Below are 15006 nucleotides of genomic sequence, written 5' to 3'. Positions count from 1 at the left end.
GGCTATTGCTTACTTGGTACCAAATATCTTGTCGCCCGCGTCTCCGAGGCCAGGAATGATGTATCCCTTGTCATTCAATCCTTTATCTACGGAGGCGGTGTACAACTCAACGTCTGGATGCGCTTTCTCAAGCGCGGCAATCCCTTCCGGGGCCGCAACCAGCACCAGCACCTTAATGCTCTGGCAGCCCGCTTTCTTAAGCAGGTCGATGGTCGCAATCATCGACCCCCCGGTTGCCAGCATCGGGTCAACGACCAGCGCCAGGCGTTCTTCTATATTAGAAGCCAGCTTCTGGAAGTAAGGAACAGGTTGCAGGGTTTCTTCATCACGGTAAATGCCGACCACGCTGATGCGTGCGCTCGGTACGTGCTCCAGCACGCCTTCCATCATGCCCAGACCCGCGCGCAGGATTGGCACAACGGTGATCTTTTTACCTTTGATCTGATCAACTTCAACCGGGCCGTTCCATCCTTCGATGGTCACTGTCTCGGTTTCAAGATCGGCGGTCGCTTCGTAGGTCAGTAAGCTCCCTACCTCAGAAGCCAGTTCGCGAAAGCGTTTAGTGCTGATATCATTTTCACGCATCAGTCCCAGCTTGTGTTTTACCAGCGGGTGTTTCACTTCAACGATCTTCATTTTCTTTCTCTCCTAAGGCTGCTGACCAAAAAAATCGCGTGATTATAACGCCTTTTATTTTCAACGCCAGCGCCAATAGACTGATGTGGATCAATGGATTTGCGCATTAGACGTTGAATGTCATTTTTTGCCGTAATCTGAGTATAGATAGAGAAACATAACGAGACCCCTCGCAAACGTTTGCCTGCGCTGTTAGAATTAGGCCGCTCCATTTTCAACAACCACAAAACGCATACGTCGTGGGGATTCCGCAGTGACCGAAAAGACCTCTCTCAGCTATAAAGACGCAGGTGTGGACATCGATGCAGGTAACGCATTGGTAGACCGCATTAAAGGTGTAGTAAAACAGACTCGTCGTCCTGAAGTCATGGGCGGACTGGGTGGTTTTGGTGCCCTGTGCGCGCTGCCGCAAAAATATCGTGAACCCGTACTGGTTTCGGGGACCGACGGCGTTGGCACTAAGCTGCGTCTGGCAATGGATTTAAAACGCCACGATACCATCGGTATCGATTTGGTCGCGATGTGTGTTAACGACTTGGTTGTTCAGGGCGCAGAACCCCTGTTCTTCCTGGACTATTATGCGACGGGCAAACTGGATGTGGATACCGCAGCCAGCGTCATCACCGGCATCGCCGAAGGCTGTAAGCAGTCTGGCTGTGCACTGGTCGGTGGTGAGACCGCAGAAATGCCGGGCATGTACCACGGCGATGATTACGACGTTGCAGGTTTCTGCGTCGGCGTGGTTGAAAAATCAGAAATTATTGACGGCAGCAAAGTGCAGGACGGCGACGTTCTGGTTGCGCTGGCATCAAGTGGCCCGCACTCAAACGGCTACTCTCTGGTTCGCAAAATTCTCGAAGTCAGCAAGGCCGATCCTTTGACCACCGATCTGGCGGGCAAACCTCTGGCCGATCACCTGCTTGAGCCGACCAAAATCTATGTAAAATCAATCCTTAACCTGATTGAAAACGTAGAAGTTCACGCGATCTGCCACCTGACCGGCGGCGGCTTCTGGGAAAATATCCCACGCGTGCTGCCAGACAACACCCAGGCGATTATCGACGAATCAAGCTGGAAATGGCCGGACGTGTTCGGCTGGTTGCAGCAAAATGGTAACGTCAGCAGCCACGAAATGTACCGCACGTTCAACTGCGGCGTGGGCATGCTGGTCGCCCTGCCTGCAGAATTGGCAGAACAGGCCGTGACCCTGCTCAATGACAACGGCGAACAGGCCTGGGTTATCGGTAGCATCAAGGCTTCCGACTCAGAAGAACGCGTTATCATTAAGTAATATTCGAAGCGACGGGTACTGAGATGAAGAGGATAGTAGTTCTGGTTTCCGGGAATGGAAGCAACCTGCAGGCGGTGATTGACGCCTGCCAGCAGGGAAGAGTCAACGCAACCCTCAGTGCCGTTTTCAGTAATAAAGCGTCGGCATATGGTCTTGAACGCGCGCAGGCGGCGGGGATCCCCGCCTTTTCGCTCGATCCAAAATCCTATGCCAACCGTGAGGCGTTTGACGCCGCGCTTGCCGAAGAGATCGACGCCTATCAGCCCGATCTCGTGGTTTTGGCCGGATACATGCGTATCCTCAGCCATGACTTCGTAGCGCGTTACGCGGGGCGCATGCTGAACATCCACCCTTCTCTGCTGCCGAAATATCCCGGACTGCACACCCATCAAAAGGCCATCGACAACAATGATGCCGAACATGGGACTTCAGTGCATTTCGTAACGCAGGAGCTTGACGGTGGACCGGTGATTTTGCAGGCGAAAGTCCCTGTTTTTGAAGACGATACCGCTGAAGATTTAAATCAGCGCGTACAGACTCAGGAGCACAACATTTACCCGCTGGTCATCAGCTGGTTTGTGGACGGACGCTTATCGCTGCGCGAGGGACAGGCGATTCTGGACGGGCAAATTTTGCCTGTGGAAGGGCACGCCGCCGATTGATTCTGCTGCTGTTGTATCGAGTGTTTCTTAGAACCGGCTTATGGCCGGTTTTTTTACGCCTATAAATTGTGCAAAAACTCGGCTATAATCGCGCCTAAACTGCACAATTTAGCTTTTTATAATAGATAGACTCCCAAAAACAGAACATTAAGGAATCCCATGTTCAGCACCTCCCGCATCAGACTCCGTCCATTGGAAAAAGACGATCTGGTGTTTGTACACCGTCTTGATAATAACGCCAACGTCATGCGCTACTGGTTCGAAGAACCCTACGAAGCCTACGTCGAACTTGAAGATCTCTACGCTAAACATATCCATGACCAAAGCGAACGCCGCTTTATTACCGAATTTGAGAACACCCGCGTCGGGTTGGTCGAACTGGTTGAAATCAACCACATCCACCGCCGTGCTGAGTTCCAGATAATCATCGACCCCAATCATCAGGGGCAAGGCTTTGCCAGCGAAGCGGCCCGTCTGGCGATGGACTATGCGTTTTCCGTTCTCAACCTCTACAAGCTCTATCTGATTGTTGATAAAGAGAACGAAAAGGCGATCCACATTTATAAAAAACTGGGTTTCGAAGTCGAAGCTGAGTTGAGGGACGAATTCTTCGTCAACGGCGAATATCGCAGCGTGATCCGCATGTGTATCTTCCAGCCTGAGTTTTTAATTCGCTATAAAACCAAAGCTGCAGAAAAACCTGCTGTTGAAGCGCTGGGTGCCGGCGTTCTCTAACTCTCACCGCCCTTCTTTTCCTGTTCCCAACATTTCCAAACGATATGGATTTGTTGGGAATTATTTGGACTTTCTTGTCAATCTCTCGCAATAATGCAAGAAGATACTAGGCCCTCTCCCAAAAGGCAGCGCAGGCTCAAAATGCGTCTTGATGGGCCAGGTTTCAGGCTAAATGAACGGAGTGAAAATGGGTCAGGAAAAACTGTACATAGACAAGGAATTGAGCTGGTTATCTTTTAACGAGCGAGTTTTGCAGGAAGCGGCAGACAAGACTAATCCACTGATTGAACGAATGCGTTTTCTGGGGATTTATTCGAACAATCTCGATGAGTTCTATAAGGTCCGCTTTGCCGATTTGAAGCGCCGGATACTGATTAGCGAAGAGCAGGGTTTTATTGGTGCCTCGCGCCATCTGCTGAAGAAAATCCAGGCCAAGGTGATGCGTATCGATCAAGAGTTCGATAGCCTCTATAACGACCTGCTGTTGGAAATGGCACGCAACCAAATATTTCTAATCAACGAGCGCCAGGTTTCCGAAAATCAGCAAGCCTGGCTACGCCAGTACTTCAAGCATCATCTCCGTCAGCACATTACCCCTATTCTGGTCAATCAGGAAACCAATCTGGTGCAGTTCCTGAAGGACGACTACACCTATCTGGCGGTAGAGATTATTCGCGGCGAGAAGATTGACTACGCGCTGCTCGAAATCCCGTCCGACAAAGTTCCACGTTTCGTCAACCTGCCGCCGGAAGCCCCGCGCCGCCGCAAACCGATGATTCTGCTCGACAACATTCTGCGCTACTGCCTGGACGATATCTTCAAGGGTTTCTTCGACTACGACACGCTCAACGCCTATTCAATGAAGATGACCCGCGACGCCGAGTATGACTTGGTGACGGAAATGGAGTCGAGCCTGCTCGAGCTGATGTCGTCGAGCCTGAAGCAGCGTTTAACCGCCGAGCCGGTGCGATTTGTTTATCAGCGCGATATGCCCGACGAGATGGTTGAGCTGCTGCGTGAAAAACTCGGTATCTCGAACTACGACTCAGTCATACCCGGCGGTCGTTACCACAACTTCAAAGATTTCATCAGCTTCCCGAACGTCGGCAAGGCCAATATGGTCTATCGCCCGATGCCGCGCCTGCGTCATCTGTGGTTTGACAAATTCCGTAACGGGTTTGCCGCAATTCGCCAGCAGGACGTGCTGCTCTACTACCCTTATTACACCTTCGAACACGTGCTCGAATTGCTGCGTCAGGCGGCCTTCGATCCTAACGTGCTGTCCATCAAGATAAACATCTACCGCGTTGCTAAAGACTCGCGCATCATCGAGTCGATGATCCACGCGGCTCACAACGGCAAGAAAGTCACCGTGGTGGTTGAGCTGCAGGCGCGCTTTGATGAAGAGGCCAATATTCACTGGGCCAAACGTCTGACTGAAGCCGGTGTGCACGTTATTTTCTCCGCGCCGGGCCTGAAGATTCACGCCAAACTATTTCTTATCTCCCGACGCGAAGATGACGAAATTGTCCGCTATGCTCATATTGGGACCGGTAATTTCAATGAAAAAACGGCCCGTTTGTATACCGACTATTCGCTACTGACCGCCGACTCAAGAATCACCAATGAAGTGCGCCGCGTGTTCAACTTCATCGAGAATCCGTATCGGCCGGTCACCTTTGAACATCTGATGGTTTCACCGCAAAACTCGCGCAGCATGCTGTACGGCCTTATCGATCAGGAAATTGCCAATGCGCAGGCCGGTGAAAAAGCAGGGATCACTCTAAAAATCAATAATCTGGTCGATAAAGGCCTGGTTGACAGACTCTACGCTGCCTCTAATTTCGGGGTCAAAATCCGTCTGTTGATCCGCGGTATGTGCTCTCTGGTACCGAATCTGCCCGGCGTCAGTGAAAACATTCAGGTCACCAGTATCGTTGACCGGTACCTTGAACATGACCGGGTCTATGTTTTTGAAAATAAAGGCGATCGGAAGGTGTTTATTTCATCCGCTGACTGGATGACGCGAAATATCGATTACCGCATTGAGGTTGCCGTCGCCGTGCTCGATCCTCGTCTGAAGCAGCGCGTGCTGGATCTGCTGGCAATCCAATTTAGTGACACGGTGAAAGCGAGAATTATTGATAAAGATCTCAGTAACCGTTATGTTCCACGCGGAAATCGTCGCAAAGTGCGTGCGCAGGTGGCGATCTATGACTATTTGCACGCGTTCGAAAATGAAAATCAAAAAACCACTCACTGAGCAAGCCCGATGATTTTGGAGCCAAGACACCCATGCCGTTAAACAGCCCAATGACCGCCAAGCCACAGGAAATTGCCGCTATCGATCTGGGATCGAACAGTTTTCATATGGTGATAGCCCGCGTCGTTAACGGCGCACTTCAGGTATTAGGGCGACTGAAGCAGCGCGTCCATCTGGCCGATGGCCTAGACAGCAACAACGTTCTCAGTGAGGAGGCTATTCAGCGTGGTCTCGACTGTCTTGCGCTGTTTGCGGAACGTTTGCAGGGGTTTCCCGGCGACAACGTGACCATCGTAGGCACACACTCACTGCGTCAGGCAGTGAACGCCGAAGAGTTCCTGCAACGCGCCGCCGAGGTTATCCCTTATCCAATTGAAATTATTTCCGGTCAGGAAGAAGCCCGTCTGATCTTCATGGGCGTGGAACACACGCAGCCTGAAAAAGGGCGCAAGCTGGTCATCGATATTGGCGGCGGTTCAACCGAGCTGGTCATTGGTGAAGACTTCGAACCCCTGCTGGCCGAGAGCCGCCGCATGGGCTGTGTCAGCTTCGCGCAGCTGTTCTTCCGCGGCGGCGAGATTAACCGCAGCAACTTCAAGCGTGCGCGCCTCGCGGCAGCGCAAAAGCTCGAGACGCTGGCATGGCAGTACCGCCTGCAGGGTTGGCAGTACGCGCTAGGCGCATCGGGGACGATTAAAGCGACTCACGAAGTGCTGGTCGAGATGGGCGAAAAAGACGGGCTTATCACCGCCGAGCGTCTGGAAATGCTGGCCGATGAAGTGATGAAGTACAAAAACTTCAGCGCCCTGAGCCTGCCGGGACTGTCGGAAGACCGCCAGTCGGTATTTGTACCGGGTCTGGCCATCCTCTGCGGCGTGTTCGATGCGCTGGCTATTAAAGAGCTGCGCCTCTCCGACGGCGCGCTGCGAGAAGGCGTGCTGTATGAAATGGAAGGCCGTTTCCGTCATCAGGATATCCGCAGCCGGACCGCGAAAAGCCTCGCCGACCACTATAACATTGACCGCGAACAGGCTCGTCGCGTTCTGGAAACGACAGAAACGCTGTACACCCAATGGCTGGCGCAAAACCCGAGTCTGGCGCAGCCGCAGCTCGAGTCGCTGCTCAAATGGGCTTCGATGCTGCATGAGGTTGGGTTGGGTATCAACCACAGCGGCATGCATCGCCATTCTGCCTATATCCTGCAGAACTCGAACCTGCCGGGCTTCACTCAGGAGCAGCAGACGCTGCTGGCGACGCTGGTTCGCTTCCAGCGCAAGGCAATCCGCCTTGATGACCTGCCGCGCCTGAACCTGTTCAAGAAAAAGCACTACCTGCCGCTGATTCAGCTGCTGCGTCTGGGCGCGTTGCTCAATAACCAGCGTCAGTCCACCACGCAGCCTGAAACCCTGCGTCTGCACACCGACGACAACCACTGGACGCTGTGTTTCCCTGCCGGATTCATGGCGCAGAACAACCTGGTGCTGTTAGACTTTGAGCGTGAACAGAACTACTGGAGCGACGTAACCGGCTGGAAGCTGATGCTCGAGGAAGAAGAGGCAGACGAAGAAGAAGACAAGAAAGAAGAGCAGAAGTAAGCGCTCTTCTCCTGGCCGTGCGCGGTGCCATTGATGTGGCCGTGCACGGCTGACGCACTACGGATTGACCCACGTCTCAGGCACAAGAAGCTGTGACAAAGGCTGTCGTTGCCCCACCCACTCCCCCTGCATATAATCGACGCCCATCTGGCGCAATGCCTCCTGCTGTTCCTCGCTATCAACCTGTTCTGCCACCACCGCCATGCGTTTAACCCGCGCCACCTGGCAGATTGAGGTAATAACGCACTTGTCTAAGGCGTCGGTGAGCATGTGACGGACAAAGCTGCCGTCTACCTTAATCACATCCGCCTCGACCTGCTTCAGGCGATCGTAGGTAGTGTAACCTTTGCCGAAGCCGTCAAGCGCAATACGGCAACCAAACTGGCGCAGATTTCTGAAGGCCTTCATCACGTAGCTAATATCCTGCAACAGGCAGGACTCTTTCATCTCCAGCAAAATCTGATAAGGCTCAACCTGATGCTGGGTCATCAGTAGCTTGAACTCCTGACAAAATGAGGGACGATAAAGCGTAGAGGATGAAATTTTTAACGCAATTCGCATGCTGGGCAACTGCGCTCGTTGACGGTCGATATACGCCAGCGCCTGCTTAATGACCCAGATATCCAGCTGATAGTCTAGGCCAAACTCCTGCACAACGGGCAGGAATAAGTCGTCGGGAATCGACCGGCCATCGTTACCCAACAGGCTTGGAACAATCTCCTGATAAGTATCCCCCCGGACGCCGTTAATCGGCTGGGCAAGCAGCACAAACCTGTCCTCGTCCAATGCGCGCTGAATCAAATGCAGCAGCTCGACTTTAGTTTCAATATCGGCCTGCATCTGACTGTACTCGCTCTTTTTATGCTCCAGCTCACCGGTCACCAGTGAGACCTCGGCGATGCCGCTCAGCTCGCCGAGCAGGCTATGCAAATGCACCACAGGCGGATAAATCAGGCACCATGCGAGGCCAATATTGGGATGCACCGGCAGACCGTTCCAGATCAAACGGAAATTTTTGATGCACTGCTGAAGCTGTTCGAGTTTGTCTTGTGCTCCTTCAGGATTGAGGCGCAGAACCAGATCGTGCCCCGGTAAATGATAGATGCCTTCATCCGGTTGCAGGTAGGGACGCAGAGCGAAGACCAGCTGCTGTTTAAACTGAATGCGTAACCGCATGCCATAGTTTTTGCTCAGCACGTCCATCTGCGCCACGCGGACGAAACAGAGCACGGAGCGCGGAAAAAGCTTCACGTCGCGGCTAAACGCCCGCAGGTTGGCCAGACCGACAACCGGATCGAGCAACGCTAATTGACTCACCTTGCGCATTAAAATACGCTCACGAGACGCACTTGCCGAGACCAGCAGCAGACACAGCGTAAAGCCAAACATCAGAGCAGAAATAAAGGTCAGATGATTAAGCAGATCGCTGTTATCAACAAACCCCTGATAATGTTTGAATAATATGATCAGCGCTATTGACCAGACCAGCGTAATAAAATGATAGCCATATCGCTTCGCACCCAACAGCATAACCGGTAATAATAGGGTCAGTGTGTAATCACCCAGCAACATGTCAGCAGGATCATCATGTAAACTGCGGGTGCAAAGTAAAATCACCAGTAACACCAGGGTTGATGCCCAAAGAATAAATTCGGTGACCTGAATATCAACCGCGCGCTGGCGGGTAAATTTCTGCCACAGTACGCGCCAATAAGACGGCTTGCAGGCGACGCGCAGCAGCATATAAAAAAGATGTCCGCACAGCGAAATACCGAGCATTATTCCCTGATAATTTATCAAGGTGCGCAGCGTCATCACATTTTTATCCGCCAGCCCTAAATAATCGGGCAGTCTTCCGCTCTCGACAACCATTTGCAAAATGATAATAAATAGGGTCGGCAGGATGATGACTAGCCAGATTAGTCTGGGGAAGGAATGATACAGCAGGCCGAAGGAGGCGGTTGCACGCCTGCGGGTATGAAAGCGATATCCAGCCCAGGCCAGACAAAGGGGCAGCAGGTAGACCAGCGTCAAAATGAGGCTTGTCTTAGCCTCGAGATCAAAGAAGTCGCGTAAAAAAAGTGCCAAAGCGATCCCCGGCAGCGCACGCCAGTCGAATATCATCAGCAGTGCGACGCAGGCCGCCAGCGGTAAATACAGCAGGTAAGTGCGCCCATCGTCCAGCAACAGCATGGCAGAAAGCCAAGAGGCAAGAGGAATAATGGCCAAAGCACAAAGCAGGGAAATTCCCCACCGGCGACAGGAAGACCCGTTCGGCGTTATTAACTTTTTACTCAGTCGGGCCATAATGAATTAATCATGTATTATAGAGGTAATAATCTGTTCATTTTAAATACAAGCTAGCCCCTCCCTCTTGATGACGATCAATAAAAATAATTTCATTTAAATTAAATAAAATCCTTAGACTTTTTATGTTTAAAAAACAAAGAACTAAGATTCATCAAGCTAAGGAGTAAAATTCCCCTTAAAATAAATATAAGGGAAAAATAAGGCTGCTATTTATATATATTTTAAATACCACTCTCTACGGTCCGTTTTAGCTAGATGATCCTGGCATTCTGCTATATATTAAACATACATTATAGAGACCATTGTTTTACTATTTCGGAGCTCATCGGCCCACTTCAGATAGACTAAAGAAGCCACTATGCGTAAAAAATACAACATCAAGATGACCAGAATTATTCTGACGATCAGCTTTATTATCCTGTTTGGTCGCCTCATCTATGCCGCGATCGGGTCCTATTCCCATCATAAAAATCAGCAGCAGGCCCAGATTGAACAACCCGTGACACACGTTTCGTCACAAGACTCGTCAGAAAAAGCGCCCTAATTGTTGGTCATTTTGTTGGTATTTCGCCCCAGCAATTTTGTTTACAGATAGCAGAAGGACTCTGAATGTCAGCAGCAAAACCGCAGAACCACTCTCAGAAATTGGCGGAAGTTCGTCACCATATCCTTGATTTACTGCTTAATAATGATGATTTAGCCGACAGTATTCTCGGCGAAAAAACCACAGACCCGCGCAACACCTTGCTGATGGACCAAACCGCGGATCTTAGCGCCAGCGTCGCCACCCTGCACGCCGCCGACCTCGCCGATATTCTTGAAGCTCTGCCTGAACACCAGCGTCTGGCGCTGTGGAGTCTGGTCGAACCCTCGGTGCGCGGCAAGGCGCTGGTCGAGGTTTCGGAAACCGTATGGGACAGCCTGATTGAGGAGATGAGCGACAGAGACCTGCTCCGCGCCATCGCCTATCTGGATCTCGACGATCAGGTTTATCTGGCCGAATACCTGCCGCGTGACCTGACCGGCCGCGTCCTCACCTCGCTGGAGCCCCGCCTGCGTGACAAAGTCCGCGAGGTGATGAAATTCGGCAAGAGCTCGGTGGGCAGAATCATGGATTTCGAGCTGTTGACTATTCGCCCGGACGTCACGCTTGCCGCCGTGCAACGTTATCTGCGCTTTCGCAAAATCATTCCTAAAGGCAGCGACAAACTGTTCGTCACCGACCGCAATAACCTGCTGCTGGGTGAACTGCCGTTGACCACCGTGCTGCTCAATGCGCCGCTGCAACGGGTTGAGGAGGTCATGAACGACGATCCGACCACTTTCAGCCCAGACGACAAAGCCGACGACGCGGCCAGCGCTTTTGAACGATACGACCTGATAACCGCTCCGGTCGTAGACCTGAAAGGCAAGCTGATGGGCCGCCTGACGGTCGAGTCGATTGTTGATTTCGTTAACGAAGATTCAGACGCTAACCTGCGCCGTATGGGCGGTATCAGCCGGGAGGAAGACGTCTTTTCCCCGGTCGGCAAGGCGGTGAAAAATCGTTGGGCGTGGCTCGCCATTAACCTGTGTACCGCCTTTGTTGCCTCAAGGGTGATTGGGTTGTTTGAGCACACGATTTCCGAGCTGGTCGCGCTGGCGGCGCTGATGCCCATCGTTGCCGGTATCGGCGGCAACACCGGTAATCAGACCATTACGATGATCGTGCGCGGACTGGCGCTGCATCAGGTTCAGTTAAGCAATATGCCGTTCCTGCTGTTGAGGGAACTTGGCGTAGCCTTGATAAACGGGCTTATCTGGGGCGGTTTGATGGGTGTCGTCACCTGGCTGCTGTACGGCAATATGGCGATGGGCGCAGTCATGACGTTAGCAATGGTGCTGAATTTACTGGTGGCTGCACTGATGGGGGTGTTGATTCCGCTGACGATGGTGCGACTCGGGCGTGACCCGGCGCTGGGCTCCAGCGTGATGATTACGGCACTCACTGACACCGGCGGATTCTTTATCTTCCTCGGACTGGCGACAATCTTCCTGCTTTAATTCGCTTACAAGCCGCTCCCTGAAATTCAGGGAGCGATGTGGTCTATCCCAACATACTCGCAGCTAACTTTCCCGAACACGCACTCAGGGCGGGTTAGCCGTGGGTTTTCATACCGGCTGCGAACATCAGGATGTGGAAGGCACTGGCCACGACTAAAAGGGCTAAAACGCTGCCGCCGTAGATAAGCACTAACCAGGAAATCTTTTTCCAGAAGGAGACGCTTTTCGCCGGAACGGTTTTGTCATCCATCTGTTGAATTGTAATAAGACTTTTCATTCAGTCCTCCAATCTTTTAAACATAAGGGGCAAGGCTCGCCCTGCCCCTTTAATCATAACTTCACTACGTTATCAGTGGTAACCCTGGTCCGGCGTGACTTTGCCGCGGAACACATGGTAGCCCCAGAAGGTGTAGAACAGGATGATTGGGATAATGATCAGCGCACCCACCAGGATGAAGCCCTGACTTGCTGGTGGCGAAGCGGCCTGCCAGAAAGTGATGGACGGTGGAATAATGTTTGGCCATACGCTGATACCCAAACCGCTATAACCCAGGAATACCAGTACCAGAGTCAGAATAAACGGCGAGTAGTGTGCATTACGGTTAACCGCTTTCACAATAAAGAAGGACACCAGCAGAACCAAAACAGGCACTGGCAGGAACCAGAACAAGTTAGGTGTGCTGAACCAACGGTGTGCGATGTCGGCGTGAGTCATTGGCGTCCAGATACTGACGACTGCCAATACTGCAAGCAGTACGAACAGCAGTGGCTTAGCCAGGTCATGCATACGCTGTTGCAGGCTGCCTTCAGTTTTCAGGATAAGCCAGGTACAACCCAGCAGAGCGTAGGCAACAATCAGGCCCAGCCCGCAGAACACGGTAAACGGCGTCAGCCAGTCCATCGCACCGCCAGCGTAGACGCGGTTAACCACCGGCAGACCGTCGATGAAGGCGCCCAGAACCACACCCTGACAGAAGGTCGCTATTACGGAACCCCAAATGAAGGATTTGTCCCAGATGTGACGCTTCTCTTCGCTCGCCTTGAAACGGAACTCAAAGGCAACACCACGGAAGATCAGGCCAAACAGCATGATAGTCAGCGGCATGGCCAGCGCGTCAAGGATGACCGAGTAAGCCAGTGGGAACGCACCATAAAGGCCCGCACCACCCAGCACCAGCCAGGTTTCGTTGCCGTCCCAAACAGGGGCAACGGTGTTCATCATAACGTCACGGTCTTCGCTCTTTTTAACGAACGGATACAGCAGACCAATACCTAAATCGAAACCATCCATAACGACATACATCATGATGCCGAATACGATAATGACGAACCAGATCAACGGTAAATCGATACCCATTATCAGCTCCTTAACTTAATTTTTCATCTACAGCAGACAGAGGACGAGCTGGGGTACGTTGTTTACCCGGGCCACCATCTTCATGATGTTCGCCTTCGTGCTCCTGAGGACCTTTCTTGATCAGACGCATCATGTAGCCGTAGCCGACGCCAAATACTGAGCAATAGATAACAACAAAGGCAATCAGGGTAATGCTCATGTGTACAACACCGTGCGCTGAAACAGCGTCTTTGGTACGTTGCAGACCATAAACAACCCAAGGCTGACGACCCACTTCAGTGGTGATCCAACCCGCCAGCAGAGCAATCAGACCAGAAGGTCCCATGCACAGCATGAAGCGCAGGAAGGTTTTGTTGGTGTAAAGGGTACCGCGTTTACGCATCCACAGACCGACGAAGCCAGACAGGATCATCAGCATACCCAGACCCGCCATGATGCGGAATGTCCAGAAGATGATGGTAGAGTCAGGACGGTCTTCTTTCGGGAATGACTTCAGCGCAGGGATCTGCTTGGTCAGACTGTGCGTCAGGATGATGCTTCCGAGATCGGGAATTTCAATCTTGTACTTAGTCTCTTCGGCGGTCATGTCAGGCCAGCCTACCAGCACCAGCGGAGATGGCTTGTCATCTGGATTTTCCCAGTGGCCTTCAATCGCTGCGATTTTAGCAGGTTCGTATTTCAGGGTGTTCAGTCCGTGCGCATCGCCCACCACTGCCTGAATAGGAGACACGATCAGCGCCATCCACATTGCCATGGAGAACATTTTACGTGTTGCAGGCGTGTTGTTTCCGCGCAGCAGGTGGTAAGCAGCAGAAGAAGCCACGAAGAATGCAGATGCCAGGAACGCCGCAATACTCATGTGGAACAAGCGGTACGGGAATGACGGGTTGAAAATAACTTTCAGCCAGTCAACTGGAACAATCAGGCCGTTAACGATGCTATAACCCTGCGGCGTGTGCATGAAGCTGTTCGACGCCAGGATCCAGAAGGTTGAGATGATAGTTCCCAGAGCAACCATGCAGGTGGAGAAGAAGTGCAGACCAGGTCCAACACGATTCCAACCAAACAGCATAACGCCCAGGAAGCCAGCCTCCAGGAAGAACGCGGTCAGTACTTCATAGGTCAACAGGGGACCGGTGATGTTACCCGCGAAGTCAGAGAATCCACTCCAGTTGGTACCAAATTGATAGGCCATGACCAGACCAGAAACCACGCCCATACCGAAGTTTACGGCGAAGATTTTGGACCAGAAATGATACAGATCACGATAGGAATCTTGTTTAGTTTTTAGCCAGAGCCCTTCAAGGACAGCCAGAAAACTCGCCAAACCTATGGTGATCGCCGGGAAAATAATGTGAAACGACACTGTAAAGGCGAACTGGGTCCTTGCAAGATCCAGTGCAGTTAAGCCAAACATGGCATTACCTCAGATTGCATAGAAAGTTTCATAAGACAGACAGTCAGTTTGTTCGAAAAAAAGTCACAGCAGTCCAGATGCCAAAGCAGCACCCAATAACCAAGAGACTAAAATAAAATCAAATTTTTGTGGCGAGCCACGGGTAAAACACGATGTCTGTATGTATAAACGCAGGTGATCAGTTAAAACGGTGGAGCGCGGGGTTGAAACTCCAACTGTTTAAAGAAGCTCAACAGCGGAGAATCGAAATGTTCTCTGGGTACGAAAGCACTGAGATTACCCGACCACTGAAGCATTACATTTCCCAAGCTAATTATAGACAACTGGTCAATTAATGCACAATGAGAGCAAGGTAAATCTTCATGCACCGAGACATCATTCGCCGACGCGTTCAACTGCATTTGCATGCGGCTGAGTTGTTCTGAGATTGATGACTGATGGTCCTTCATACCGGTTGCAATGACTCTATTTGCCCCTGATACAAAGCTCTCTACCGAACCCGTCGCGACAGACGTTTTCGCAGCGCCCATACTAAAGTGGTCCAGAGATCGGGAGATCGCTGGCGTCAGCATTAATATGAGGATCGCGAAGATACCCCACCACGCAGGTGAGAAACTTCGAGAAGAATTGATCAGGATTAAAGACACATTTAGCCTAATGCAGTAGAGACAATTTCGGTTCGTATGAATTGTACGTG

General features: G+C 51.7%; 13 protein-coding genes. 7 read left to right on the top strand and 6 right to left on the bottom strand.

The window, feature by feature from the left end:
* Positions 1-9 precede the first annotated feature (9 nt).
* A complete protein-coding gene (gene upp / locus O1V65_RS01360) occupies positions 10-636 on the bottom strand; it encodes a uracil phosphoribosyltransferase (protein WP_017493843.1) in 627 nt (208 codons plus the stop codon).
* 253 nt (positions 637-889) lie between these two features.
* On the opposite strand from upp, the gene purM reads away from it, so the two are divergent.
* The 5 genes from purM (at position 890) to ppx (ending at position 7182) form a co-directional block, all read left to right on the top strand.
* On the top strand, positions 890-1927 hold the full coding sequence (purM, locus tag O1V65_RS01355) for a phosphoribosylformylglycinamidine cyclo-ligase (protein WP_017493842.1): 1038 nt from the start codon (positions 890-892) through the stop codon (positions 1925-1927).
* Between the two features lie 23 nt (positions 1928-1950).
* On the top strand, positions 1951-2589 hold the full coding sequence (gene purN / locus O1V65_RS01350) for a phosphoribosylglycinamide formyltransferase (protein ID WP_084913232.1): 639 nt from the start codon (positions 1951-1953) through the stop codon (positions 2587-2589).
* Between the two features lie 159 nt (positions 2590-2748).
* A complete protein-coding gene (gene speG / locus O1V65_RS01345) occupies positions 2749-3324 on the top strand; it encodes a spermidine N1-acetyltransferase (RefSeq protein ID WP_017493840.1) in 576 nt (191 codons plus the stop codon).
* A 187-nt stretch (positions 3325-3511) separates the two neighbouring features.
* Entirely contained in the window at positions 3512-5587 is a 2076-nt protein-coding gene (gene ppk1, locus O1V65_RS01340; protein WP_084913233.1) for a polyphosphate kinase 1, read from the top strand.
* Positions 5588-5619: 32 nt separating this feature from the next.
* On the top strand, positions 5620-7182 hold the full coding sequence (gene ppx / locus O1V65_RS01335) for an exopolyphosphatase (RefSeq protein ID WP_017493838.1): 1563 nt from the start codon (positions 5620-5622) through the stop codon (positions 7180-7182).
* Between the two features lie 57 nt (positions 7183-7239).
* Here the strand turns inward: ppx and O1V65_RS01330 are convergent, their stop codons facing one another.
* Positions 7240-9489 (bottom strand): sensor domain-containing phosphodiesterase, encoded by a 2250-nt coding sequence (locus O1V65_RS01330; protein ID WP_038328333.1) that lies wholly within the window; start codon positions 9487-9489, stop codon positions 7240-7242.
* A 361-nt stretch (positions 9490-9850) separates the two neighbouring features.
* Between O1V65_RS01330 and O1V65_RS01325 the strand changes: the two genes are divergently transcribed.
* Both O1V65_RS01325 and mgtE read left to right on the top strand, forming a co-directional pair.
* Positions 9851-10036, top strand: a complete 186-nt coding sequence (locus tag O1V65_RS01325; protein WP_017493836.1) for a YfgG family protein — start codon at positions 9851-9853, stop codon at positions 10034-10036.
* A gap of 65 nt (positions 10037-10101) precedes the next feature.
* Entirely contained in the window at positions 10102-11535 is a 1434-nt protein-coding gene (mgtE, locus tag O1V65_RS01320; protein WP_269130103.1) for a magnesium transporter, read from the top strand.
* Between the two features lie 94 nt (positions 11536-11629).
* Here mgtE and O1V65_RS01315 read toward each other — a convergent pair whose 3' ends face one another.
* The 4 genes from O1V65_RS01315 to O1V65_RS23110 all read right to left on the bottom strand — a co-directional run bounded on the left by O1V65_RS01315 (position 11630) and on the right by O1V65_RS23110 (position 14881).
* Positions 11630-11812, bottom strand: a complete 183-nt coding sequence (locus O1V65_RS01315) for a DUF2474 domain-containing protein (RefSeq protein ID WP_017493834.1) — start codon at positions 11810-11812, stop codon at positions 11630-11632.
* Positions 11813-11884: 72 nt separating this feature from the next.
* The gene (gene cydB, locus O1V65_RS01310) at positions 11885-12892 is read right to left on the bottom strand and encodes a cytochrome d ubiquinol oxidase subunit II (protein WP_084912109.1); all 1008 of its coding nucleotides are present in this window, start codon (positions 12890-12892) and stop codon (positions 11885-11887) included.
* Positions 12893-12902: 10 nt separating this feature from the next.
* The gene (locus O1V65_RS01305; RefSeq protein WP_084912110.1) at positions 12903-14309 is read right to left on the bottom strand and encodes a cytochrome ubiquinol oxidase subunit I; all 1407 of its coding nucleotides are present in this window, start codon (positions 14307-14309) and stop codon (positions 12903-12905) included.
* A gap of 182 nt (positions 14310-14491) precedes the next feature.
* Positions 14492-14881 (bottom strand): hypothetical protein, encoded by a 390-nt coding sequence (locus O1V65_RS23110; RefSeq protein WP_420066649.1) that lies wholly within the window; start codon positions 14879-14881, stop codon positions 14492-14494.
* Positions 14882-15006 lie beyond the last annotated feature (125 nt).

The sequence above is a fragment of the Rouxiella badensis genome, assembly GCF_026967515.2.
GTDB lineage: Bacteria > Pseudomonadota > Gammaproteobacteria > Enterobacterales > Enterobacteriaceae > Rouxiella > Rouxiella badensis.
The sequence above is the reverse complement of the archived record's forward strand: the minus strand, read 5'-3'. Positions and strand labels throughout refer to the sequence as shown.